The organism is Demequina sp., from assembly GCF_047975725.1.
GTDB lineage: Bacteria > Actinomycetota > Actinomycetes > Actinomycetales > Demequinaceae > Demequina.
This window is the reverse complement of sequence record NZ_JBKEED010000020.1, coordinates 165414-187724: the sequence shown is the minus strand read 5'-3', so window position 1 is coordinate 187724 and position 22311 is coordinate 165414. Positions and strand designations below refer to the sequence as shown.

General features: G+C 68.9%; 23 protein-coding genes. 7 read left to right on the top strand and 16 right to left on the bottom strand.

The features are described from left to right. Positions 1 to 27: 27 nt before the first annotated feature. The 6 genes from ACK5NO_RS07185 to fepB form a co-directional block, all read right to left on the bottom strand. Positions 28 to 516 carry a hypothetical protein gene (locus ACK5NO_RS07185; RefSeq protein WP_416811975.1) on the bottom strand — a complete coding sequence of 163 codons (489 nt, stop codon included), beginning with the start codon at positions 514 to 516 and terminating at the stop codon, positions 28 to 30. A 96-nt stretch (positions 517 to 612) separates the two neighbouring features. After that, on the bottom strand, positions 613 to 1878 hold the full coding sequence (locus ACK5NO_RS07180; RefSeq protein ID WP_416811974.1) for an enterochelin esterase domain-containing protein: 1266 nt from the start codon (positions 1876 to 1878) through the stop codon (positions 613 to 615). Then, positions 1875 to 2669 carry an ABC transporter ATP-binding protein gene (locus tag ACK5NO_RS07175; protein WP_416811973.1) on the bottom strand — a complete coding sequence of 265 codons (795 nt, stop codon included), beginning with the start codon at positions 2667 to 2669 and terminating at the stop codon, positions 1875 to 1877. Before ACK5NO_RS07175 ends, ACK5NO_RS07180 begins: the two co-directional genes overlap by 4 nt. Beyond that, positions 2669 to 3637, bottom strand: a complete 969-nt coding sequence (locus ACK5NO_RS07170) for a FecCD family ABC transporter permease (RefSeq protein ID WP_416811972.1) — start codon at positions 3635 to 3637, stop codon at positions 2669 to 2671. Before ACK5NO_RS07170 ends, ACK5NO_RS07175 begins: the two co-directional genes overlap by 1 nt. Before the next feature lie 68 nt (positions 3638 to 3705). Further along, entirely contained in the window at positions 3706 to 4749 is a 1044-nt protein-coding gene (locus ACK5NO_RS07165; protein WP_416811971.1) for a FecCD family ABC transporter permease, read from the bottom strand. A gap of 7 nt (positions 4750 to 4756) precedes the next feature. Then, positions 4757 to 5788, bottom strand: a complete 1032-nt coding sequence (gene fepB / locus ACK5NO_RS07160) for a Fe2+-enterobactin ABC transporter substrate-binding protein (RefSeq protein ID WP_416811970.1) — start codon at positions 5786 to 5788, stop codon at positions 4757 to 4759. A gap of 123 nt (positions 5789 to 5911) precedes the next feature. On the opposite strand from fepB, the gene ACK5NO_RS07155 reads away from it, so the two are divergent. After that, entirely contained in the window at positions 5912 to 6697 is a 786-nt protein-coding gene (locus tag ACK5NO_RS07155) for an AraC family transcriptional regulator (RefSeq protein WP_416811969.1), read from the top strand. Between the two features lie 77 nt (positions 6698 to 6774). Here the strand turns inward: ACK5NO_RS07155 and ACK5NO_RS07150 are convergent, their stop codons facing one another. From ACK5NO_RS07150 to ACK5NO_RS07130, 5 genes are all read right to left on the bottom strand, one after another. Further along, positions 6775 to 7773 carry a hypothetical protein gene (locus ACK5NO_RS07150; RefSeq protein ID WP_416811968.1) on the bottom strand — a complete coding sequence of 333 codons (999 nt, stop codon included), beginning with the start codon at positions 7771 to 7773 and terminating at the stop codon, positions 6775 to 6777. Between the two features lie 35 nt (positions 7774 to 7808). Next, on the bottom strand, positions 7809 to 8432 hold the full coding sequence (locus ACK5NO_RS07145; protein WP_416811967.1) for a DUF6318 family protein: 624 nt from the start codon (positions 8430 to 8432) through the stop codon (positions 7809 to 7811). Positions 8433 to 8649: 217 nt separating this feature from the next. Next, positions 8650 to 9942: an NtaA/DmoA family FMN-dependent monooxygenase gene (locus tag ACK5NO_RS07140; RefSeq protein ID WP_416811966.1), complete on the bottom strand. Its 1293-nt coding sequence runs from the start codon at positions 9940 to 9942 to the stop codon at positions 8650 to 8652. A 21-nt stretch (positions 9943 to 9963) separates the two neighbouring features. Next, positions 9964 to 10227, bottom strand: a complete 264-nt coding sequence (locus tag ACK5NO_RS07135; protein ID WP_416811965.1) for a metal-sensitive transcriptional regulator — start codon at positions 10225 to 10227, stop codon at positions 9964 to 9966. A 50-nt stretch (positions 10228 to 10277) separates the two neighbouring features. After that, the gene (locus tag ACK5NO_RS07130) at positions 10278 to 10463 is read right to left on the bottom strand and encodes a hypothetical protein (protein WP_416811964.1); all 186 of its coding nucleotides are present in this window, start codon (positions 10461 to 10463) and stop codon (positions 10278 to 10280) included. Positions 10464 to 10604: 141 nt separating this feature from the next. Here ACK5NO_RS07130 and ACK5NO_RS07125 point away from each other — a divergent pair, with 141 nt between their 5' ends. Continuing rightward, entirely contained in the window at positions 10605 to 12272 is a 1668-nt protein-coding gene (locus tag ACK5NO_RS07125; RefSeq protein ID WP_416811963.1) for an FAD-dependent oxidoreductase, read from the top strand. Positions 12273 to 12326: 54 nt separating this feature from the next. Here ACK5NO_RS07125 and ACK5NO_RS07120 read toward each other — a convergent pair whose 3' ends face one another. The 5 genes from ACK5NO_RS07120 to hemE form a co-directional block, all read right to left on the bottom strand. Then, positions 12327 to 13544, bottom strand: coding sequence for a ferrochelatase (locus tag ACK5NO_RS07120; protein ID WP_416811962.1), 1218 nt, complete (start codon positions 13542 to 13544; stop codon positions 12327 to 12329). Further along, entirely contained in the window at positions 13541 to 14230 is a 690-nt protein-coding gene (gene hemQ / locus ACK5NO_RS07115; RefSeq protein ID WP_416811961.1) for a hydrogen peroxide-dependent heme synthase, read from the bottom strand. The genes ACK5NO_RS07120 and hemQ overlap by 4 nt, the downstream gene beginning before the upstream one ends. Before the next feature lie 135 nt (positions 14231 to 14365). Continuing rightward, positions 14366 to 14989: a uracil-DNA glycosylase family protein gene (locus ACK5NO_RS07110; RefSeq protein ID WP_416811960.1), complete on the bottom strand. Its 624-nt coding sequence runs from the start codon at positions 14987 to 14989 to the stop codon at positions 14366 to 14368. Next, entirely contained in the window at positions 14970 to 16259 is a 1290-nt protein-coding gene (locus ACK5NO_RS07105; protein ID WP_416811959.1) for a protoporphyrinogen/coproporphyrinogen oxidase, read from the bottom strand. Before ACK5NO_RS07105 ends, ACK5NO_RS07110 begins: the two co-directional genes overlap by 20 nt. Further along, a complete protein-coding gene (hemE, locus tag ACK5NO_RS07100) occupies positions 16252 to 17343 on the bottom strand; it encodes a uroporphyrinogen decarboxylase (protein ID WP_416811958.1) in 1092 nt (363 codons plus the stop codon). The genes ACK5NO_RS07105 and hemE overlap by 8 nt, the downstream gene beginning before the upstream one ends. A 52-nt stretch (positions 17344 to 17395) precedes the next feature. Here hemE and ACK5NO_RS07095 point away from each other — a divergent pair, with 52 nt between their 5' ends. The 5 genes from ACK5NO_RS07095 (at position 17396) to ACK5NO_RS07075 (ending at position 22311) form a co-directional block, all read left to right on the top strand. Next, the gene (locus tag ACK5NO_RS07095) at positions 17396 to 18721 is read left to right on the top strand and encodes a glutamyl-tRNA reductase (protein ID WP_416812011.1); all 1326 of its coding nucleotides are present in this window, start codon (positions 17396 to 17398) and stop codon (positions 18719 to 18721) included. Between the two features lie 269 nt (positions 18722 to 18990). Continuing rightward, positions 18991 to 19986 carry a FecCD family ABC transporter permease gene (locus tag ACK5NO_RS07090; RefSeq protein ID WP_416811957.1) on the top strand — a complete coding sequence of 332 codons (996 nt, stop codon included), beginning with the start codon at positions 18991 to 18993 and terminating at the stop codon, positions 19984 to 19986. Next, on the top strand, positions 19983 to 21017 hold the full coding sequence (locus ACK5NO_RS07085; RefSeq protein WP_416811956.1) for a FecCD family ABC transporter permease: 1035 nt from the start codon (positions 19983 to 19985) through the stop codon (positions 21015 to 21017). Before ACK5NO_RS07090 ends, ACK5NO_RS07085 begins: the two co-directional genes overlap by 4 nt. Next, on the top strand, positions 21014 to 21808 hold the full coding sequence (locus ACK5NO_RS07080; protein WP_416811955.1) for an ABC transporter ATP-binding protein: 795 nt from the start codon (positions 21014 to 21016) through the stop codon (positions 21806 to 21808). The genes ACK5NO_RS07085 and ACK5NO_RS07080 overlap by 4 nt, the downstream gene beginning before the upstream one ends. Next, the gene (locus tag ACK5NO_RS07075) at positions 21805 to 22311 is read left to right on the top strand and encodes a hypothetical protein (protein WP_416811954.1); all 507 of its coding nucleotides are present in this window, start codon (positions 21805 to 21807) and stop codon (positions 22309 to 22311) included. The genes ACK5NO_RS07080 and ACK5NO_RS07075 overlap by 4 nt, the downstream gene beginning before the upstream one ends.

The following is a 22311-nucleotide window of genomic DNA, read 5'->3' as shown; positions in this document are numbered from 1 at the left end:
GATCCCTGTGGCGGGAAAGAGGGGGTGTCAGGCTGCCTGGCTCAGCGACGCCAGCAGGTGCTCGGTCTCGCACGTGGCGTAGGCACCGATGGCGGCCTCGTCGAGTTCCTCGGCGCTGAGGTCGGTGGACTCCATGCGCACCACCGATACCCCGAGCAGGGCGTCAAAGCGCACCTGGACGCTCACCCGGGCCTGGCCTTCGCGCGCCCGACGCAGGGCGGTGACGGCCCGCTGCGCCACAAGCGACGTTGAGAACCAGCGCACCGCGCCGGTGGCAAGCACCGATCCGCGAGCCTCGGCGCCGTCGAAATGGATCTCCTCGACGCACGGAGCGTGACCCGACTCGGAGGGCCAGTCCGCGATCACCTGGCGGAACGCGTGGGTGCACAGCGACGCCTCGGGAAAGTCGCCCACGATCACGGTCGAACCGGAGTCGGTGTCAAGCGACACCGTCAGGTGCGGGACCGCACCCGCGAGAGCCGCCACATGGGTAAGCGTCGACACGGGCATGGACATGGGCACCTCCTGGCGCGGGGATCGTCGCGGCGGTGACCGCTGTCGCTACGCTACCGAGCCAATCCTGATTACGCAACGGGCTTGTTGCATAAAAACTCAGGCGGGCAGCGAGCGACCGATCCCAGCGTCGATCGCATCGAGCAGCCCCGTCCGCCACCAGGCGTAGTCGTGGCCCCCGGCATACACCTGTGAGGTGACCTGGGATCCGGCCGCGAGCGCCGCGGCGACAAACTGTTCCCCCACGGAGCCCAGTTCCTGCTCCTCGCTTCCCCACTGCACCGCGAGCACCGCACCCGGCGGCATCCCTTGCTCACGCACGCGGAACACCACATCCCCTGCGACACGATCGTCGCGCGCCATGTCCTGGCCGTCCTTGTACTGAAACGACCCCGACTGCACCACGGCACGCAACGCGATGTCCGGCCTGGTCGCCACCACCCCAGCGGCGGCGAGCCCACCAAAACTCTGGCCCGCCACCACGGTGTGCTCGGGGTCGGGCAGGGCGCCCAGCACGTCTCGCACCACGGGCAGCACCCCCTCCGCGAGCATGCGGCCCACGGCGTCAGGACGCGGCAGCACCGCCGATCGTTGTTGCGGTCCAATCGAACTGACCATCACCACCGCGAGACCGGGATCGTGCGTCGCGAGCACGTCTGCGAGGCCCAATCCGTCGTGCCACCAGTCACCGTCAAACGCGATCAGTAGCCGCTCCGCCCGTCCGCCCTCGGATGGCCCGGCGATCCACATGGTCCTCTCCTGCCCGAGCACCGGGCATACGATGCGCCGTTCCTCCACGGGGGCGACGGTGCGCACGAACTCCGGCTCCCAGGCCTCGTGCAGGCGAGCCTGTGGTGCGATCAGCACCGAGGACTCCTCCCCCAGTGGATTGGGCAAGCGGTGGGGGTTGCGAGGGTCAACGGCACCCCGGCGATGGACCTCCAGCCACCCCGGCCGTGTGCTCCCCACGTCGTCGGGGAACGGCTCGCCGATCGCAAGGCGGTAGCTCGCCACCAGGTCCACAGGCAGCCACCAGGTCAGATGCCACAGGTCCGTGCCGTCCAGCCTGGCCATCACCGCAGGCGCGATGTTCTCGCGGTGGCGGTCCGTGACGGAATTGACGTGCACCAGCACCTGGTCCTCGTGCCGGGGATGCACGGCGAGGAACGTGGTCGCGACGCAGTCGACCCCGTCGACCAACCGTCGCTCCTCGAACACCGGCGTCGACGGCAACGTGGCCAGCAAGCCAGCCACCGCATCGGCCCTATGGCTGACCGGAACCTGCTCGAGGGAATCCATGAGGGCCGATGCGCCCGGCAGCGCCGCGTGATCGTCACCGACGGGGGTGGGTAGTCCCCGCCTCACGCGTGCTCCACGAGACCCAAAGGCACCACGAGCGGCGTGCCGGTCTCGGGGTGCGCGATCACACTCGCGCGCACGCCAAAGACCTCCGCCACCATCTTCTCCGTCACCACCTCGGCCGGAGCACCCTCGGCGACCACCTCCCCGTCGCGCATCGCGATCAGGTGGGTGCCATACCGCGCCGCCTGATTGAGGTCGTGCAGCACCGCAACGATGGTGCGCCCGCCCTGGGCGTGCAGGCTCTCGCACAGGTCGAGCACCTCGATCTGGTGCGCGATGTCGAGGAAGGTCGTGGGCTCGTCGAGGATCAGCACGTCGGTGTCCTGGGCGAGCACCATCGCGAGCCAAGCCCGCTGGCGCTGACCGCCGGAGAGCTCTCCCACCGCACGCTCCACCAGGTCAGTCGTGCCCGTCGCCGCCATCGCGCGATTGACCGCGACCTCGTCCTCAATGGACCACTGGCGCAAAAAGCGCTGATGCGGAAAGCGCCCCCGCGCGACCAAGTCGCCCACGGTGATGCCGTCAGGAGCCTGCGATGACTGCGGCAACAGGGCCAGCGCCCTGGCGAACTCCTTGTTGCCAAACTCGCGCACGTCGCGGCCCGTGAGCGTCACCGTGCCCTCACGCGGCGGCAACAGGCGAGCGAGGGCCTTGAGCAGGGTTGACTTTCCACACGCGTTGGGGCCAATCACGATGGTGAACTCGTGCTCAGGCACCTGCACCGACAGTTGCTGCGAGATCACCGTCGCGTCATACGCGAGGGTCGCATCGCACGTCTCGAGGGTCGCGGTCATCAGATCCTGCTCCTTCCGAGCAGCCAGGCGAGGTAGATGCCGCCCAGCATTCCTGTCATGAGGCCTACGGGAACGGCGTAGTCCCACGGAATCAACAACGTGAGCGCGTCGGCACTCGCGAGCAGCAGCGCGCCCATGAGCGCCGCCGATCCCAGCGACGGCGCCGGGTGACGTGTGAGCCGCTTGACCAGCGGCGCGGCCGCGAGGGCAACAAACGAGATGGGGCCGGCCGCGGCCACCGCCACTGCGGACAGCGCGACGGCCAACGCGAGGGTCGTGAGCCGCACCCGCTCGGCCGGGATGCCCAGCTGTCGCGAGGCCTCATCCCCCATCTCCATGAGCGACAGCCTGCGCTGGAACCACATGGTCGCCGGGGCGAGCGCGGCCACGCCGATCAGCACGGGCCCCACGTAGTCCCACGTGCGCACATTGAGACTGCCGGACAGCCACACCTGGGCGGAGATCGCGACGTCAATGTGAGCACGGGTGATCAGCAGGCTGTTGACGGCCTGCAACATGGCACCCACGCCGATGCCGACGAGGATGAGTCGATATCCCCCGGTAGCGCCGCCGCGGTACGACAGCACGTAGACCAGCAGCGCGCACACGACACCGCCGCCCACGGCCCACGCGCCCGTCATGAGCGCACCGCCGCCAAAGACGATGATCTGGACGATCGCGCCGGAGGCGGCACCGGTGGTGAAACCGATGACGTCGGGCGAACCCAAGGGGTTGCGGGAAATCGACTGGATGACGGCGCCCGACAGTCCCAGGCAGGCCCCCACCAGCGCGCCCGTGACGAACCGCGGCAGGCGCAGGTCACGCACCACCTTGATGTCCGTCGCGTCCCCTTGGCCGAACAGCGCCCGCACCACATCGGGGATGGCGACAGTGATGGTGCCAGTGGAGAGCACGAGCGCCCCCACGGCGAGCAGCGCGGCGACCAGGATCGCGCTGATGACGACCACGCGCGGGCTCCACCGCAGTGACACAGGGCCGATGCGGGTGTGGCGAATCGCTGCCACGCTCCGGGCGCTCACAGCTTGGCCAATCGTCGGCGCCTGGCGATGGCGATAAAGACCGGACCGCCGATGATGGCGGTCATGATGCCGCTTTGGAGTTCCGCGGGGGTGGCGATGAGGCGGCCGGCGACGTCCGCGCCCAGCAGGATCACGGCTCCCAACACCGCGGAGTAGGGCACGAGCCAGCGATAGTCGGGGCCGACGATGGCGCGCGCCGCGTGTGGGGCCGCGAGGCCCACGAACGCCAGCGGCCCGGCGGCGGCGGTCGCTCCACCTGCGAGCAGCATGACCGCGACCGCGGCCAGGACGATGGTGGTGCGGGGGTTGGCGCCGAGCGCCCTACCCACCTCATTGCCCAGCGCCATGACGTTGAGGCGCGGCGTGAGGGCCGCTGTGATGATCAGACCCACGAGGATCGCGGGCGCGACCGCGAACACGACGCTGAGATCCCGGCCCTGGATCGTGCCCACGTCCCAGAACCGAAAGACGTTGAACACATCCGGGAAGTTGATGAGCATCGCCGACGTGAACGAGGACAACACCACGGCGACCGCGGCACCAGCGAGGGTCAGCCGTACGACCGAACCGTTGTTGCCGAACACGCCGCCGATCGCGTAGACGACGACGGCCGCGATCCCAGCTCCGGCAAAGGCGAACCACATGTACGAGTGGATCGAGGTGGCTCCCGTGAGCGCGATCGCGATCGCCACGGCCGCGGCAGCGCCGGCGTTGACGCCCAGGATCCCGGGCTCGGCCAAGGGGTTGCGGGTCACGGCCTGCATGAGCGCACCGGCGGCGCCCAAGGCGGCGCCCGCGAGCACGCCAAGAAGGGTGCGCGGGACCCGCAGGGTGGTGACGATGAGCGCTTCATCGCCGGTGGGGTTGTCACTCGTGAGCGCGATCCAGACCGCGGAGGGGTCGATGGCGCGCGTGCCCCACATGAGGCTGGAAGTCATGGCGAGGGCGAGCACGACGACGGCGAGCCCGAGTCCCAGCGCAAGGCGCCGAGACCGGGCTCGCCGAGCCGTTGCCGCGCTCGTGGTGAGCGTGGCCGTCACGGGGAGGTCAGCCGCCGAAGTAGCCCTCGACCAAGTCCACGACGCCAAGCGCCGAGTAGTAGTCGATGCGGAAGGAGGTCTTGCCCAGCGGGTAGACCTGGTTGTTGACGACGGCCGGGATCTCCTGCAGCAGCTCGGAGCCGAGCAGAGCTTCCTTCTCAGTGTCCGTGCCGTTGACCAGGAACAGGGTGTCACCGGTGAAGGCCGCCGAGAGGTTCTCAGGAGCAACGAAGGCGAAGTCGTCGCGTGCAGTCTCCGAGGTGTCGAGCGAGGCGTCGGCCTCCACCACATCGAAGCCGAGCGAGCTCAGCAGCGTCGCGTGCGCGCCGGTCTGCTTGGCCACGGCGGAGTCCCACTCGAGGTTGTTGAAGACGACTGCCTGCGTGGTGCCCTCGGGGATGGTGATCGATTCGGCAACCTCGGCGACGCGCGCGTCGAACGAGGCGATGGCCTCTGCGGCCTCGGCCTCGAGGCCGGTCCACTCACCGGCGAGGGTGGCAACCTCCTGCCAGGTCTTGTCCGAGTAGTTCACCACGATGGTGGGAGCAATCTCCGACAGTTCGTCGTAGTAGTCAGCCGCCGCATCGGCGCCCGTGGTGGAGGCGATGATGAGGTCGGGGTCGGAGGCGATGACGGCCTCGATGTCGAACTCGAGGTTGGGGTAGAGCACATCAACGCCGGTCGCAGTCGCCTCGTCGGCCCACTGCGCGAAGAAGCCGTTGTCGTCGGTCAGGCCCGGGTCAGGGGTCGACGCCGCCGAAGCGACCACGGGGGCACCGATGGCGAGCAGGTTGCCGGTCACAGTCAGGGCGGTGACGGCGATGCGCTCGGGCTGCGTCTCAAGGACGGTCTCGCCGAGCTCGTGGGTGATGGTGCGAGGGAACGCAGCCTCTTCGACCTCGGGGGTGTCCGCGGGGTCGGTGGTAGTGGTGGTGGGGGCGACCTCGTCCTCGGGGGTCGCGTCGCTCGAGCAGCCGGCCATCGTGACCACGGCGGCAGCGGCCAAGGCGACGGTGGCGGACAGGTGGCGCAGAGCCATCGGGTACTCCTTCTGGGCGCGGTGGCGCCCGGCATTGGGGGTGGAGGTGGTCGCGGTGCGAGACCGCGGCGGTGAGGAACGCTGCACCGCGCTCCAATTACGGAACGCTAGTATTTCGTTTTGATGACGGATGCTTCTCAGCGCTCAAGCGGTATCGCGGAGCGTTCACAGGTGGCCGGGGACGGGATTTCACCCGATCCCGCGCTGTCGTGCGCACTGGTGCCCATTCACTCGTGGGGGCACGGAGAACACTGGCATCACTGCGGACAACTCCTTGCCGCCGTCGCGGGCGACGTCGTGGTGCGGCTCGCCTCGGGGGCCGAGCGGCACGTCACCCCAGACAACGCCCTCTGGATCCCCGCGCACGTGGTGCACGCCGTGCGCATGAGCGACGACGCCGTGCTGCTGCCCGTGATGACCGAGGACCCCTCCTTTGACGCACGCATGCCGCCCCACATCGCCGGAGTCACCATGACACCCGCGCTACGCAAAGCCGTCACACGCCAGGTGCGCAGCCAGCTCATCCACGCGAGGGAGTCATACCTGGGCGACATCCTCGCCGCCTCGGCCACGAGCCTCGAAGCCGGCGCATGCCCGGCGCTTCCACGCTCGCGGGCCGCCCGCGAAGTGGCTCAACGACTGTGCGAGGACCCCGCGTCGCACGTATCCCTCGCCGCATGGGCAGACCAGACGTTTGTCTCCGAGGCCACCCTCCGGCGCGCCTTCCTCGACGAGACGGGCATGCCGTTCTCCGAGTGGTTGCGCCGCATGCGCCTGGCAGCCAGCGGCCCTCTGCTCGACCAGGGCGTACCGGTCGCCAAGGTGGCGTCGCGCATCGGCTACGCGAGCGCATCGGCGTTTATCGCGTCGTACAAGCGTCAGTACGGCCGCACCCCCCGCGCCTCCTAACCCATCAAATGGATCCATTTGCTCGGTTTCGGGGGCGCTACCCCCCGTCAAATGGATCCATTTTCATCGTGACGGGGTTAGCGGTCGGTGAGGTCGACTCGTTCGGTGTGGCGCCAGGTGCGGTTGCGTTCCCTGGTGTCGAGGTAGTCCTCGATCTGGTCTGACGGGATCGTGTGGTTGTCGATGCCGTCAGCATCGGGGTCGGTCAGCGTGAACGTTGTCTTTGGCGCTGCCCTGCCTGAGCCGCAGCGGCCTTCCAGGTCGCAGTCCACCAGGCGGACCCTCGGGGCCAGAACGTGAATCTCCACTGGGGCCGATGCGGTGGTTGCCTCTCCCGGCGCCTCCCGCCAGGTGCTGCCACCATCGAGGCTGTAGTGGCCTTCCCAGGTGGTGGTCACGGAGATGGTGGCCCGGTGTTGGTTGCGAGCGAACTTCAGCGCGTTGTCTTCCGTGCCCTTGCCCGTGGCACCAATGGACAGTGCAGTGTCATCCGAGGTGGACCAGCTATACGCGGTGGGCGTGGCCCGCAGGATCACGTCAGTGCCCAACACCGTCACCGCTTCCGTCTGCGGATCCTCAACAATCTCGGGCACGATGCCAAACCCTGCAATCGCCCACCCATTGTCCGGATAGAACGCCACATGCGACGGGTCGATGACCATCTGCTCCCACGCAGCAAAAATCGCCGGAGGAAGCGGGTCAACGGGGCAGGTGTAGTCACCAGCGAGCCTCCAAGGACCCCACGAACCACCCGCCTGCTCGACCGAACGCCACCACGGAGCAAGTGGCTGCGCCCCGTCGGCGCACATAGCGTCCAGATACCCAGGCAACTCGTCACATGAGGGAATCTCAAACTCCCACGACAGACCACTGGCCGAGGCCTCAGGCGTACTGAACCACTCAACACAAACGTCATGCCGCTGATAGCGAGCGATCACAGGCGTTGAAGAGGTTGTCGCTGACCCTGGGCTGGTCTCCATTTCCCGCCGTATTTCGAACTCCTGTCCCTCGATTGCTGTCTCGAAGTCGTCGACGTAGTCAGACGAGAGTGCAAGCGACGCGAGCACACTGGGCATGAGCATCGTTGCAGAAGTCCAGGCGAAGGCCGCTTTCACGTGTCGGCCTCAGCGCCGACATCAATGACACGCCAAGTTCCGTCAACAAAGGCCATCACGATCACGGGCTCCGAGACCTGCGGTTCCGTCGAGTCCAAGACAGTGCCCTCGGCATTGACAAAGGTGCGCTCACTGATCTGCACTTCCATGCCGACCCGCCATGTGCCGTCAGGCTGAAGCCCTCCGACAGGCCGTTGCTCAGTTCGGCGAAGGTCACCTCCGGTTACTGACACGCCATCAGCGGCGACTTGCTCTACGACCGCCGCAATGTGGCTGCAGTACTGACACGACGGATCGGCCAAGGCCCACATATGACGGGCGTCACCTTCGACAAAAGCTCGCTGCGAGACCTGCAGGAAGTACTCCGCGAACGCCACCGACGATGGGTAGTCCTCATACCGGGCATCCTCCGGGATCGCCGCAAGGACTTCCTCTTCCGTTAGCACCGTCGCGCTCGGACTCGGGGTCGGGGTCGGGGAAGGCGACACCGTCGCCGCCACTTCAGTAGGCGTCACCGAAGGACTCGGCGTCACCACCGGCCCCGGATCAGCGCCACAAGCAGCCACCACCAGGCACACGAAAGCGCCAACGATTCCCACGCCCCACCCGCGTCGAGTCATGACGCGACCCTAGCGAGCCCACCCCCACCCCGCCAGAGCAAACCCCCACACTGTGGACAAACCCAGCACCCGCATCGGCCCTTCACAAGCCAAATGGATCCATTTGACGGAACCTACGGGCCCTCAAGACCAGCAAATGGATCCATTTGACGGGGAAAGGTGCCCCGCAAGCGATGAAAATGGATCCATTTGATGGGAAGCGGGGGTGGGGCAGCACTCAGTCGGGCATGCCCCAGTGACCCCGGAGGGTGTCGGACTCATACGACGATCGGACCAGCCCGCGCGCGGCCAGTGCGGGCACCACCTGCTCGGTGAACAGCCGCAGCGACTCCCACGAGCCGGACGGCAACGCAATGAAACCGTCGATCGCACCTGCCTGTGCCCGCGCCACCACGGCCTCCACCGCGTCGGCCGGGGTCCCGATGACCGTCCAGTGCAGGCTCGCGGCCCCCTCGGGCGACAGGGCAAGTTCCCGCGGACTCGCGCCACGCGCAATCAACGTGCCCAGGCCCGCCAGCACCGGATCGGGATCGTGCGCCTCCACGCTGACCGCATCGACCGGGATCGGCGCATTCACGTCGAACGCCCCCAGGTCAGTGCCAAGCAATCGCGACAGCCCCGCGAGCGACTTAGCCACCTCGGACTCGTCGATCCCCTCGCGGAAGAGCGCGAGCGCCTCCTCCCGGGTGGGCGCGAGGAACATCGCCAACCCCGGCAGGACCCGCACGTCGTCGGCCTCGCGCCCATGGTCCACCGCCCGGCGACGGAGGTCAGTGCGCTGCTCGAGCGCTGACGCAAGCGTCGGGGCGGCCGCGAACACCGCATCGGCCCTGGCAGCAGCAAAGTCACGGCCGGCGGGTGAGCCGCCGGCCTGCACAATCGGCGTGCGCCCACCGCCCCAGGCAGGAACGTTAAGCGGGCCTCGCGGGCGCCCCGCGCCGCGATCAGGAAGAGCGCTTACGAGGGCCGCGTCCGCGAACTGCCCGGTCGAGCGATCGGTGACGAGCGCATCGGCCGGGAAGGACCTCCCGAGCGCATGCAGGTCCTCGATCCACTCGTGAGCGGCAGCAAAGCGCTCGTGCGACGGCGGCATCGTCTCGACGCCAAAGTTCTCGTTGCCTGCCATCGACATGACCACATTGAGGCCCGCGCGCCCGCGGGAGATCCGGTCGAGGCTGGCGACCTGGCGTGCGGCGAGGTAGGGCGGCACGAACGTGGCCGAGGTGGTCGGAATCAGGCCGATGCGTTCGGTCACCTGGGCCACGGCCGTCATCATCACGAACGGGTCGAGAGTCGCGAACCCCATGCCCGTCGCCAGAGCTGTGGGATCGAGCGAGAGCACATCGGGCTTGAAGACAAAGTCCAAGTGCGCCGCCTCGGCCGCCAACGCGGCGTCCACATAGAACTGCGCGTCGAAGAGTTCTTCGGCCCGCGAATCGGGACGGCGCCACGCGCTGCCGCGCAGCCAGGTGGGCGACAGTGACAAGCCGATGCACAGGTGAGGTCTCACTCGCGGCACCTTAGTGGGTCGCTATGCGAGCGCGAGGAACACCTTTTCGAGCCGCTGGAGGTTCGCCGCGCGCACGTCCCCGTCGGCGTCGCTGAGACACTCGCGCACGCCGTTGGAGATCAGCACAAAGCCAGCGCGATCGAGCGCCTTCGACACGGCCGCGAGTTGAGTGACGGTGCTTTCGCAGTCTTCGCCCTCTTCGACCATGCGGATCACCGCGTCGAGTTGCCCCCGCGCGCGCTTGAGTCGATTGACGGCGGCACGAGCAGTGTCCTGATCTGCCATGACCTCTCCCTGTCCACGCGGGGCGGGTGACGCGCCCTCCGCGGGCGAGCCTACGCGCGCAACCATCGCATGATGCCACGCCGCTGTGACACGGCATCCGCGTCGCCCGTGCTCTTGCCGTCATGCCCGCCGCACCACTGGCCAGCCGGAACCTTCGCCTTGACGGAGTCGACGTGCTGCCCGCAGCCCGTCCAGGTGGTCTTGCCGCACTGGCGGCACGTGATCGGTGAACACATGAGGTGGCCCTTCTGCCTGGGAGGGCCGATGCGCGAGGCAAGTGACGTACGCCAGCTCGCCGCGCATCGGCAATGGATTTGGCACGACGATACCCCCGGGGGTATCGTCGTGCAAGTCCCCCCAAGAGCCGAGGAGCCCTCATGAAGACTGTGATCGTCGGTGCCGTTGCCGCCGGAATGTCTGCCGCGACCCGTCTGCGCAGGCTCGACGAAGGCCACGAGATCGTGGTGTTCGAGGCGGGCGAGCACGTGTCCTTCGCCAACTGCGGCCTGCCGTACTACCTGGGCGGAGTCATCGACGAGCGCGCCTCGCTCCTGCTTCAAACCCCGCAATCGCTCCGGGACCGCTTCAACCTCGACGTACGCGTGAACTCCCGCGTGGTGTCGATCGACCCGGACGCCTGCACCGTGACCGTCGTGAGCGCCACCCACGGCCAGTACGTCGAGTCATACGACCACCTGGTGCTGGCGCCGGGCGCGCGACCCATCGCCCCCCAGGTGCCCGGCGCCGAGCGGGCACTCGCGTTGCGCGACGTCGCCGACGTGGACCGGCTTGACGCCGCCGTGTCCAACGCGACCACTGCCGTCGTCATCGGCGCGGGCTTTGTGGGGCTCGAGGTCGCGGAGAACCTCCACCGGCGTGGCATGGACGTCACCATCGTGGAGTTGGCGCCCCAGGTCTTGAGCGCCCTGGACCCCGAGATGGCCGTGCGTGTCCACGACCGCCTCGAGGCCACCGGCGTGCGCGTGCTGGTGAACTCGCAGGTCACCGCCATCTCGGAGGCCGCCGTCACGGTCCGCGCAGGCGGGAGCACGTTCGAGGTACCCGCGCAGGTGGTGGTCGCCGCGATCGGCGTCACCCCCGATGCTGCACTCGCCACCACGGCGGGCATCGCGACCGGACCGCGCGGCGCCATCCTCGTCGACGACCACCTGCGCACCTCCGTCGACCGCATCTACGCCGTGGGTGACGTCGCCGCCAAGCGCGACGCCTTCAGCGACGAGCCCGCACTCATCCCGCTCGCCAACCTCGCCAATCGCCACGGGCGCCGGGTGGCCGATGCGATCGCCGGGCGCCGTACGCCCGTGCCCCCGAGCATCGGCACGGCGGTGGTGGGCGTCTTTGGGCTCACCGCGGCGGTCACCGGGCGCACCGAGCGACGCCTCGCGGCCGAGGGTCGCGCGCATCGGGTGATCCACGCCCACCCGCTCGACCACGCGGGCTACTACCCTGGCGCGTCCCAGATGGCCCTCAAACTCCTCGTGGACCCGCAGACCGATCAGATTCTTGGCGCGCAGGGCGTGGGCGAGGCCGGTGTCGACAAGCGTATTGATGTGATCGCGACGGCAATGGCGGGCGGACTGACCGCATCGTCCCTGGTGGACCTGGAGTTGGCGTACGCACCGGCGTACGGCTCAGCCAAGGACCCGGTCAACATGCTGGGCTACGTCGCAGACAACGGTGCCAGCGGCGACACCCCCACCCTGCAGTGGCACGAACTCGCGCGGGCCACCGACGCCCCCTTTGTCCTCGACGTGCGCTCGCATGCCGAGCACGCGCGCGGCACCGTCGAGGTGGAGTGGCAGGAGCCGTGCGTCATTCCGCTCGACGAGCTGCGCGCGCGCCACGGCGAATTGCCGCGGACCGGCCGCATCGTCGTGCACTGCCAGGTGGGTCAGCGCGGGCACTCTGCTACGCGCTTGCTGCGTCAGCTCGGCTACGACGCGGTCAACCTCGACGGCGGCTGGCTCACGTGGCGCGACGGCGCGCGCTCCTCACTCCTTCACGATGAAAATGGATCCATTTGACGGAGGGGAGCGCCCCACAACCCGGTCAAATGGATCCATTTGACGGGAGAGGGGTTAGCAGGAAGCGACCGTCGGCTTGGGATCGCGAGTGCGGCAGCAGTCCGTGGGGCACACGTCCTGCCACGGCCCCAACTCCGTGAGCGCCTGACGCTCTCGCGGCTGGTCGCCGGGCGCACGCACGTGACGCTCCTCGATGAGGTCCACGAGTCCGGACACGAAGACCGGGTCGACCCCCACGGTCGGCACGCGCACCATGGCAAGGCCACGCTCCGCGCAAGTGTCGCGCGCCTCGTTGTCGAGGTCCCACACCACTTCCATGTGGTCCGAGACAAACCCGATGGCAGAGATCGCCAGGCCGCTGGTGTCCTCCGGCAACTGCTCGATCGCGAGGTTCACATCTGGCTCGAGCCACGGCGTCGACGGATCGCCCGAGCGCGACTGGTACACCAGCGAGAACGGCACCTCGGGGAACTCGTCGGCGATGCGGTCCATGATGAGCGCTGCGACGGCCCGCTGCTGCTCCACGTACCAGCCGCCACCCTCGTACCAGGTCTCTCCCGCGCCGGTGGGCACAGGCTCGCCCGAGGGCAGCGCCTCGCGCGGGCCGGACGCATCGGCCGCTGCGGTGGGGATCGAGTGGGTCGCGAACATCACGTGCATCGCGTCGCCCTTGCCGTCCGCGACGAGCGACCGCAGTCCCTCGCGCACGGCCCTGACGTTGGGCTCGACAAAGCCGGGGTGATCGAAGTACTGGCGCACCTTGTCCAGGTGCAACTCACCAGCAAGACCGGTCTGCTCGAGCGCCGTCGCGAGGTCCTCGCGGTACGCCCGGCAACCCGAGTACGACGCGAACGCCGTCGTCACCACGACCAGCACGCGACGGTGACCGTCGGCGTGAAGCTCCGCCAGCGCATCGGCCAGGTAGGGCGCCCAAAAGCGGTTGCCCCAGTACACCGGAAGCCCCAGTCCGCGCGCCGCGATCTCGCCTTCGAGCGCCGCCTTGAGCTCACGGTTTTGCTCGTTGATGGGGCTGATGCCGCCAAAGTGGCGGTAGTGGTGCGAGACCTCTTCGAGGCGCTCGTCGGGGATGCCGCGCCCGCGGGTGACGTTGCGCAGGTAAGGGATGACGTCGTCTTGGCCCTCGGGCCCACCAAAGCCGGCTAGCAGAATGCAGTCGTACGTCGTCGCTGGGACGGTGCGGGACGATGCGGCCAGGGGCTTGAGGGGTTCAGCGTCAGTAGCGGGGCGACCGGTCACGGGGCGACCGGTCACGAGGCGAGCACCTCGACGGCCTCGGCAGTCTCGACGCGGCGGCCCGTGTAGAACGGCACCTCTTCGCGCACGTGGCGGCGGGCCTCGGTGTAACGCAGGTCGCGCATCATGTCGACCAGGTCGAGCACGTCGTCGGCCTCCATGGGCAGCAACCACTCGTAGTCGCCCAGCGCGAACGCGGCGACGGTGTTGGCGACCACGCCCTTGAACTTGGCGCCCTTGATGCCGTGCTCGCGCAGCATGGTGCCGCGCTCCTCGTCACTCAGCAGGTACCACTCGTGCGAGCGGATGAACGGGTACACGGTGAGCCAGTCGCGGGCGTGCTCGCCGCGCAGGAAGCCGGGCACGTGCGCGCGGTTGAACTCGGCGGCGCGGTGCACGCCTGCGGCCGACCACGTGAGGTTGGTGTCCGCGAGCATGTCCGTCGCACGCAGCTCGCGCAGCGCCAACTGCAGCATCGCGAGGTCGGGGCCGTGCAGCCAGAGCATCACCGTGCCGTCGGCGCGCAGCCCGGACACGTCATAGATGCCGCGCAGGGTCACGGTCTGATCGGCAAGCTCTAGGACGGCGGCGTCGAACTGCTCGACAATGTCCGCGAGCGCCTCGTCGGGGGCGTCGAGCAGGCCATCGAGGACCGCGAAGAGGGTGAAACCGTGGGGCTGGTCAGCGTCGTGTGCCTCAGTCATGGCTCCATTGTGTGTGTCCGCGCGCGCGAGAGCGAATCCCGCGGGCGTTCACGGGGCCTTCCAGCAGGGCCGATGCGCGGGTAGGGCGGGCAATGTGTCGCACCTCACGCACGCATCTAGGACTTTAGTCCCGGGCTAGTCGGCCAATGCTTGGGCCACGCGTGCCTGCAACTCCGGGACGGCCTGGTCCTCGAACCACGGGTTGCGGGCCTGCCACCGGAAGTTCAGTGGCGACGGGTGCACGAGCGGGAACACCTGGGGCAAATACTCGCCAAAGGCACGCACAGTCTCGGTGAGGGTGCGCTGACGAGCGTCGGGTAGGTAGTGACGCTGGGCGTACCGCCCGATGAGCAGGGTCAGGCGCACGTGGGGCATCAACTCCACGAGCGGCGGATGCCAGCGGGAGGCAAAGTCGGCTCGTGGAGGCAGATCGCCCGAGGCGCCCCGGCCGGGGTAGTAGAAGTCCATCGGCATCATCGCGAACACCGTGTCGTCGCGGAATTGCTGCGGGCTCACGCCGAGCCACCGCATGAGCGTGTCGCCGCTGGCATCGTTCCACGGCAGGCCGCTGTCCTGGGCTCGCACTCCTGGCGCTTGACCGATCACGACAATGCGCGCCAATGGGTGCGCCGTGAACAGCGGCAGGTGACCCGCGCTCTCCCACGGAGCGTTCGAGGGATGCGCGCGAATCTGAGCGCGAATCAGCTCGATGGCCGCGAGGCCATCGTTGACGGTGCCGTCAGGCCCCGAGCGTGGCACGGGCGTCGTCCGCCACGATCGACACGAGACCGGTCGCGCCGGCGGCGGACCCCACCAGGTGTAGTCCCGGCAGCGGCTCCCGGTCCTCGACCGCGGCGGGAGCCGAGTCATGCCACTGCACGCGCACCATCTCGCGCACCTGCGTCTCCCGCAGGTTCACCCCCAACAGGGCCGAGGCATCCGCGAGCGCATGCGATCGAGCATCCACCGCGTTGTCGATGCCGTAGGACAGCCGCACCACATGCTTGCCCTCGGCTGCCACGGCGAGCCAGCGCCACTTGGCGGTCGCGTGCGTCAGCGCCTTGGCGCCGCTCGAGAATCCGGTGGCGAGCACTCCCGTGCCGCGAGGCGCGCTATCGAGTTCGGGGGCGTCGAGCACGAGTGTCACGAGCGCGACCTGACGGTCCTGCGCCCACGCGACGTCGGGCAGCAACGCCGCGACCACGGGTTGGGGCACGGCAAGCACCACCTCGTCAGCGTGATGGCGCTCGCCGTCGACCCACACGCTCCATCCGTGACGCGATCGCTCGACCGAGCCCACCGAGGCGTCGGTGACGATACGCGCCCCGGCCGCTCGCGCATCGGCCGCAAGTGCCTGGCTGAGCGTGCCGATGCCCCCGACGAGGCCCTGCACCGCGGCCCCTGCGGGCGCGGCCGCGCGCCGCGCGGTGGCTGCCCGGATCAGCCCACCCTTGTCGCGAATCTGCTGGGCGAGGCCTGGGGCGATGTCTCCCAGCGCGATCTCGTCGAGAGGGCGCGAGTAGATGCCCTGCACGACGGGTGCGACAAGGCGGTCGGTTGCCGCAGCGCCGATCCGGTCGCGGGCAAGATCGCCCAGGCTCGTGGAGTCGTCGACGTCCCCGACCGGGAGCACTCGGTCGGCGGCGGCGCGCAGCGCGCCCGACCAGCCGATGGCACGGCGCACATCCCGGGCGAGCGAGACGGTGGGCACCCCAAGCCAGCCGGCCTTGGGCAGCGGGTACGCGTCCTGAGGCGTCACGATCCAGGCGGGAAGGGGCTCGGGCCCCACGATCTTGTCACCCAGACCCAGGTCGCGCGCGAGCGCGGCCACCTGGCCGCCGCGGCTTGCGAAGGACTCTGCCCCCGCATCGAGGCTCAGCCCGTCGACCTCGTGAAGGCTGACGCGGCCACCCACGTGGGGCGCCGACTCGAAGACAGTGACGTCATGACCCGCACGTGCAAGCCTGCGAGCGGCGAGCAGACCAGCCGGTCCCGCGCCGACGACAATCCAGGAGCGGGGATCAGCCACGCTCATGCACCAGGTCCACGATGCGCTTGACGACATCAGGGTTGGCGTGGGGCGGCATGCCGTGGCCGAGGTTGACCACGTGGCCGCGAGCCTCGGAGCCGCGATCCAGCACGTCCTGGACGTGGCGCGTGAGCGCGTCGATGGGAGCGGCGAGCATCGCGGGATCGATGTTGCCTTGGAGTGCGTACGCGCCACCTGTCAGGCGGGCGGCCTCGTCCAACGGCGTGCGGTAGTCGACGCCGAGCGCCGTGGCCCCCGCAGCGCCAAGGTCGTTGAGCAGGTGCCCGGCGTTGGCCGCAAAGTGAATTCGCGGGATGTCCATGTCCGCCACGGCGGTCAGTGCCGCTCGCGAGCCGCCAGCACAGTGACGCACGTAGTCGGCCTGCGACAGCGAACCCGCCCACGAGTCGAACAACTGCACCGCCGACGCGCCTGCGACGACCTGTGCGCGCAGGAACAGGCCCGCCGCGCGGGCGGTCCAACTCACGAGTGCCTGCCACACCTCCGGCGAGGTGTGCATGAGTTCGCGCGCTCCCAGGTGGTCTCGCGAGGGCCTCCCGTCCACCATGTAGGCCGCGAGGGTGAAGGGCGCACCGGCGAAGCCGATGAGCGGCGTGGGGCCCAGCTCGTCGACGGTCAGTCGCACGGCGGCACGCACAGCGTCGAGACCGGCATCGAAGACTCCGCGGTCGCCGGCCACGCCCAGGTCGGGCAGCGCCTCGATGTCGGCCATGGTGCGGATGGGCCGCCCAAAGACCGGGCCCACGCCTGCTTTGATGTCGACGTCGACACCCGCGATTTTCATGGGCACCACGATGTCGGAGAAGAAGATCGCGGCATCCACGCCGTAGCGGCGCACCGGCTGCAGGGTGATTTCGGAGGCCAACCCCGGCGTCAGGCACGCCTCGAGCATGCCCGTTCCCGCACGCGCCTCCATGTACTCGGGCAGCGACCGTCCAGCCTGGCGCATGAACCAGATGGGCCGATGCGCGGGCTTGCCTCCTCGGAGCGCAGTCACCAACGGGGAGGCGGCGGTGCGCCCGTCGACAAGAGGATGAGAGGAGGGCAGCACTGCGGAGGTCATTGCTCGATTCTGCCTTGTTTCTGGTCCGTGTCAGAATGGGCGGGTGGTGCTCATGTCTCTGGTGGCCACGCACCGCAACCGCGATCTCACTGTTCTTGAGCAGTTGAGCGTGGGATCCGACGCCCTCGGATCCGCGGTTGCGGATGGCGGGTCAATACGCGGTGCAGTGGTTCTTCCCACCTGCAACCGCTTCGAGGTGTACCTCGAGGCGGACGATGTCGAGTCCGGCCGAGCCGCCGTGATCGACCAACTCGAACGCACATCGTCCCTGGACAGGGCCGCTATCGAACAGGCGCTCGCGACCTACGAGGGCGACGACGCGGTGCAGCACCTGCTGTCCGTGTCGAGCGGTCTCGAGTCGATGGTCGTGGGCGAACGCGAAATCTCCGGCCAGGTGCGGCGCGCACACATCGACGCGCAGGCCGGCCAGCACCTGTCGCCCCTGCTTGACCGCCTGTTCCAGTCCGCGCTGCGGACGTCGCGCGTGGTCGCCTCCTCGACCGGCCTGGGCACCTCCGGCCGCTCCGTCGTCTCGGTGGCCTTCGACCTTGCCTCCGAGACCGTCACGTGGGAGGGCGCGCGCGCCCTGCTCATTGGCACGGGGGCCCTCGCTGAGACGGGCGTGGGCTCGCTTCTCGCTCGGGGCGTCACCATCACCGGCGTGTTCTCGCCGTCGGGTCGCGCCGCCGACTTTGGCGCGCGGCACGGCATCGACGCCCTTGACCAAGACCAGTTGCGCGAGCAGTTGGGCGCCGTCGATCTTGTGCTCGCGTGCTCCGGCGGAGAGTCGATCGTGCTGACCCCCGCACTCGTGGCTGCCGCCCGCCAGGACGTCGAGGCACCCTTGACCATCGTCGATTTGGCCCTTCACCGGGACGTCGCGCCTGGAGTCGCCCAGTTGCGCGATGTGCACGTCGTGGACCTCGAGGCGGTGGGCTCGCATGCGCCCGGCGAGTCGGTGGGTTCCATCGAGGCGGCTCGCGCCATCGTGGCGCACGCCGTGGCGCGTTTTGGCGACGGAGAGTCTGCGCGTTCGCTCGATCCCGCCGTGGTCGCTCTGCGCGAGCACGTCTTTGGCCTGCTCGAGCGAGAAGTCGCACGTATTCGCCCGGCCGCGGGCGCATCGGACGCCGCGATCGCCCAGTCCGAAGAAACCGAGCAGGCCCTGCGTCGCTTCGCCAAGACTCTGCTGCACACCCCGACCGTGCGCGCCCGTGAGCACGCCCAGGCCGGCCAAGCCGAGCGCTACCTCGAGGCCATTCGCGCGCTGTACGGCATTGGCGTGGATGTGCCCGCAGACGCCTGCCCCGCCCCCGAGATGGGCACCGACATCCAGGTAGACCTGCCCGCGCACGTCTCGTACGCGGACGAGCGCTAACCCCGCCCTCCCCCCCCTTTCGAGCCAAATGGATCCATTTGGCTCGTGAAGGACGTGGCGCCTGGCTGGTGAAGGGCGTGCCGCCTGGCTGGTGAAGGGCGTGGCGCCCACGCCTTTGGCGACCCCACAGGGCGGCAGCCCGCAGCAGCCGCCATTGTGGCCGCCATTTGAGCAAGGGCCGTGTTGGATTAATCGAGAATCATGGGTTAAGTTAGGCGAGCCTCACCTGCACATTTGGCGTGCACCCCCCACCCCCCACAAGGAGCCTGATGCGCCGCCGCGCCCTGATCGCGCTCGCCGCAGCCGCGGTGTTGCTGATCGCCATCGCGATGTCGCTGGCCATTGGCTCCCGCGCGATCGACCTCGGCACGGTGTGGGACTCGATCTTCACGTTCGATGCTGGCGACCCTGAGCAGCTGATTGTGCGCGATCTGCGCGCCTCACGCACCCTGATCGGCGTGCTCGCAGGTGCGGCTCTTGGCGTGGCGGGAGCGCTCATGCAGTCGTTGACCCGCAATCCGTTCGCGGACCCCGGCCTGCTCGGCATCAACGCCGGTGCCTCGCTCGCCGTGGTGCTCGCGCTGACCACGGGCTTTGCCACGGGTTTCGCCGCCCAGGTGCCCGTCGCGTTCATCGGCGCAGGCGCGGCCGCGGTGATCGTGTACGCGATCGGTGCGCGTGGCGCCGCTGCGGGAGCCCCCGTGCGCCTCGCCCTCGCCGGCGTCGCCCTCACCGCCCTCATCACCGCGCTGGTCAATGCCGTGCTGCTGGTCGACGACGCCACGCTCGACCAGTACCGCCTGTGGGTCGCAGGCTCGCTGACCGGACGCCAGGCACACGACGTCATGGCACTCATCCCCATCGTGCTGATCGCCCTCGCCGCGGCGCTGATCGTGTCGCGCCAACTCGAAGCCGTCGCGCTGGGTGAGGACGCAGCACGGGCACTCGGCGTGCGCATCGGCGCCATCCGCACCATCGTCATCCTCATCGTGACGCTGCTCGCGGCGGCCGCCACCGCCGCCGCCGGGCCCATCGTCTTCGTGGGCCTGGCCGTTCCCCACGTCGCTCGCGCGCTCGTGGGTGCTTCGCTGCCGTGGTTGCTGGTCGTGAGCGCCTTCGGCGGCGCCGCCCTGGTGCTGGTGTGCGACGTGATCGGCCGTGTGGTCGCTCCGCCGTCGGAGATCGGCGTGGGTATCACCACGGCATTCATCGGCGGCATCATCTTCGCGCTCATGTCGCGCCGCATGAAGGTGGTGGAGCTGTGAAGATCCTGCGCATCGGCCCACTGGGGATCACCACGCATCGGCGCACGTTTATCGCGGGGCTGGCCCTAGTCGCCATCCTCGCGGGCCTGCTGATCTTCGCGCTGACCGCCGGCAAAGCCGACATTACGGTGCTGGACTCCATCAAGGCCGCCATGGGCATTTCCGTGGGCGCACCCGCCGACTTCATCGTCGGCCAGGTGCGCGCACCGCGCGCGCTCACGGCAATCCTCGTGGGCGCCATGCTGGGACTGTCGGGCGCCATCTTGCAGTCGCTGACGCGCAACCCCCTCGCCTCCCCCGACTTCATCGGCATCACGATGGGTGCCGGTACTGGCGCGGTGCTGACCCTGTGGCTCGTGACGGCAGGCTCGCTATGGGTCACGGCAGCCGGCGCCATCGCGGGCGCACTCCTGACGTCGGCGTTGATTCTCGCGCTGTCGTGGAAGCGTCACGGAATCGTGCCCCTGCGCCTGATCCTGGCAGGCATCGGCGTGGGCTTCGTCGCCCAATCGATCACCCAGTACCTGCTGACCCGCATGGACGTTCACGACGCCGCCAACTCGCTGGGCTGGCTCGTGGGCACCACGACGGGACGCACCTGGACACACGTCACCGTGGCCGCCATCTGCTTCGCCGTGCTCACCCCTATCGTGCTGTGGAACGCCCGCGCGCTACGCACCATGGAAATGGGGGACGATGCGGCAAAGGCCCTGGGCATTCGGGTGGGTCCCGCTCGCGGCACCCTTGCCGTGTGCTCGGTGCTGCTGGCCGCATCGGCCGTCGCTATCTGCGGACCCATCGGCTTTATCGCCCTGGTCGCCCCCGCGCTCGCACTGAGGGTCACCCGCAATGCCGGTGCCACCCTGATTCCATCCGCGCTCATGGGCGCGACGTTGCTGCTGGCCGCCGATCAGTTGTCGCAGCAGATGCCGCAGATCTTGCAGTTCCCTGTGGGCATCTTCACCGCCGCGATCGGCGCCCCGTACTTGCTGTGGCTCGTCTGGCGAGCATCCCGAGGAGGTCCGTCATGAGCAGGCTCGAGACCAAAGGCGCGGTGATCGGGTACACCGGACCGCCCATCGTGCGCGGGGTTGACGTGTCCATCCCCGACGGCCAGATCACCGCGATCGTCGGCCCCAACGGCTGCGGCAAGTCCACGTTGCTGCGCGCATTGGTGCGCCTGCTCAGCCCCCGCGAGGGCAATGTGATCCTCGACGGCGACGACATCCACCGGATCCCCACCCGCGAGGTCGCTCGGCGCGTGGGCCTGCTGCCCCAGTCCCCCATCGCACCCGCCGGCATCACGGTGAAGGAACTCGTGGCCCGCGGCCGCACCCCGCATCAGAAGGTGCTGCGCCCGTGGAGCGACGTCGACGAGACAGCCGTCATGTCTGCCCTGCACTCGACGCAGCTCACGGAGATCCAGGACTCGGTGGTCGACGAACTCTCCGGCGGCCAGCGCCAGCGCGCGTGGATCGCGATGACGCTCGCGCAGGACACCCCGCTCATGCTCCTCGACGAGCCGACCACGTACCTGGACATCGCCCACCAGTACGACGTCATGGACCTGCTGCACCGGCTCAACACGCGCCAGGAACGCACCATCGTCATGGTGGTGCACGACCTGCACCAGGCCGCGCGGTACGCCCACCACGTGATCGCCATGTGCGACGGCGAGGTGGCGGCGTCGGGTGCGCCCAAGGAGGTCTTCACCGAGGAGCTCATTGCCCACGTGTTCAGCCTCAACGCCCGCGTACTCGACGACCCCATCACGGGGACCCCGATGGTGGTTCCCGCCCACGCGCCTGGAGCCACCCGATGACCGTCACCGCTCCCCAGTTGCGCTCCGCCGCCGCTCTCACGGCCGCCGTGCAAGGCCTCGCCTGCCGCGTCGACACTGCTGAGGGCCGATGCGTCATCGCCGGGGCGGCGACAGACGCCCAGATGTGTGCGCTGGCCTTCCGCCAGTTTGTGATCAAGGGCGACTGGTCGGACGTGGGCGCTCCCACGTGCCTCGCGATCGATGGTGTCGACCCCACCACGGGGTTCGCCGCCAAGCCCGGCGAGCGCTACCTCGTCAGCCCGCTGTCTCCCCAAGCCACGATCGCCGCATTGCGCGAGGCCGGCTGCGTAGCGCCGCCCTTCCAGGCCATGGTGCGCGGCGACGACGAACTCGCCGTGTCCGTCGTGCGCCTGAGCCGCGTGGGCGTGGACTCGCCCGCGCTCGAGGACCCCGAGCTCGACGAGTTGTCGCTGGAAGTCTTCTCCACCTGTCTCATCGCCCACCTCACGGGCACCACCGACGTCCCAACCCATCACCCCTGA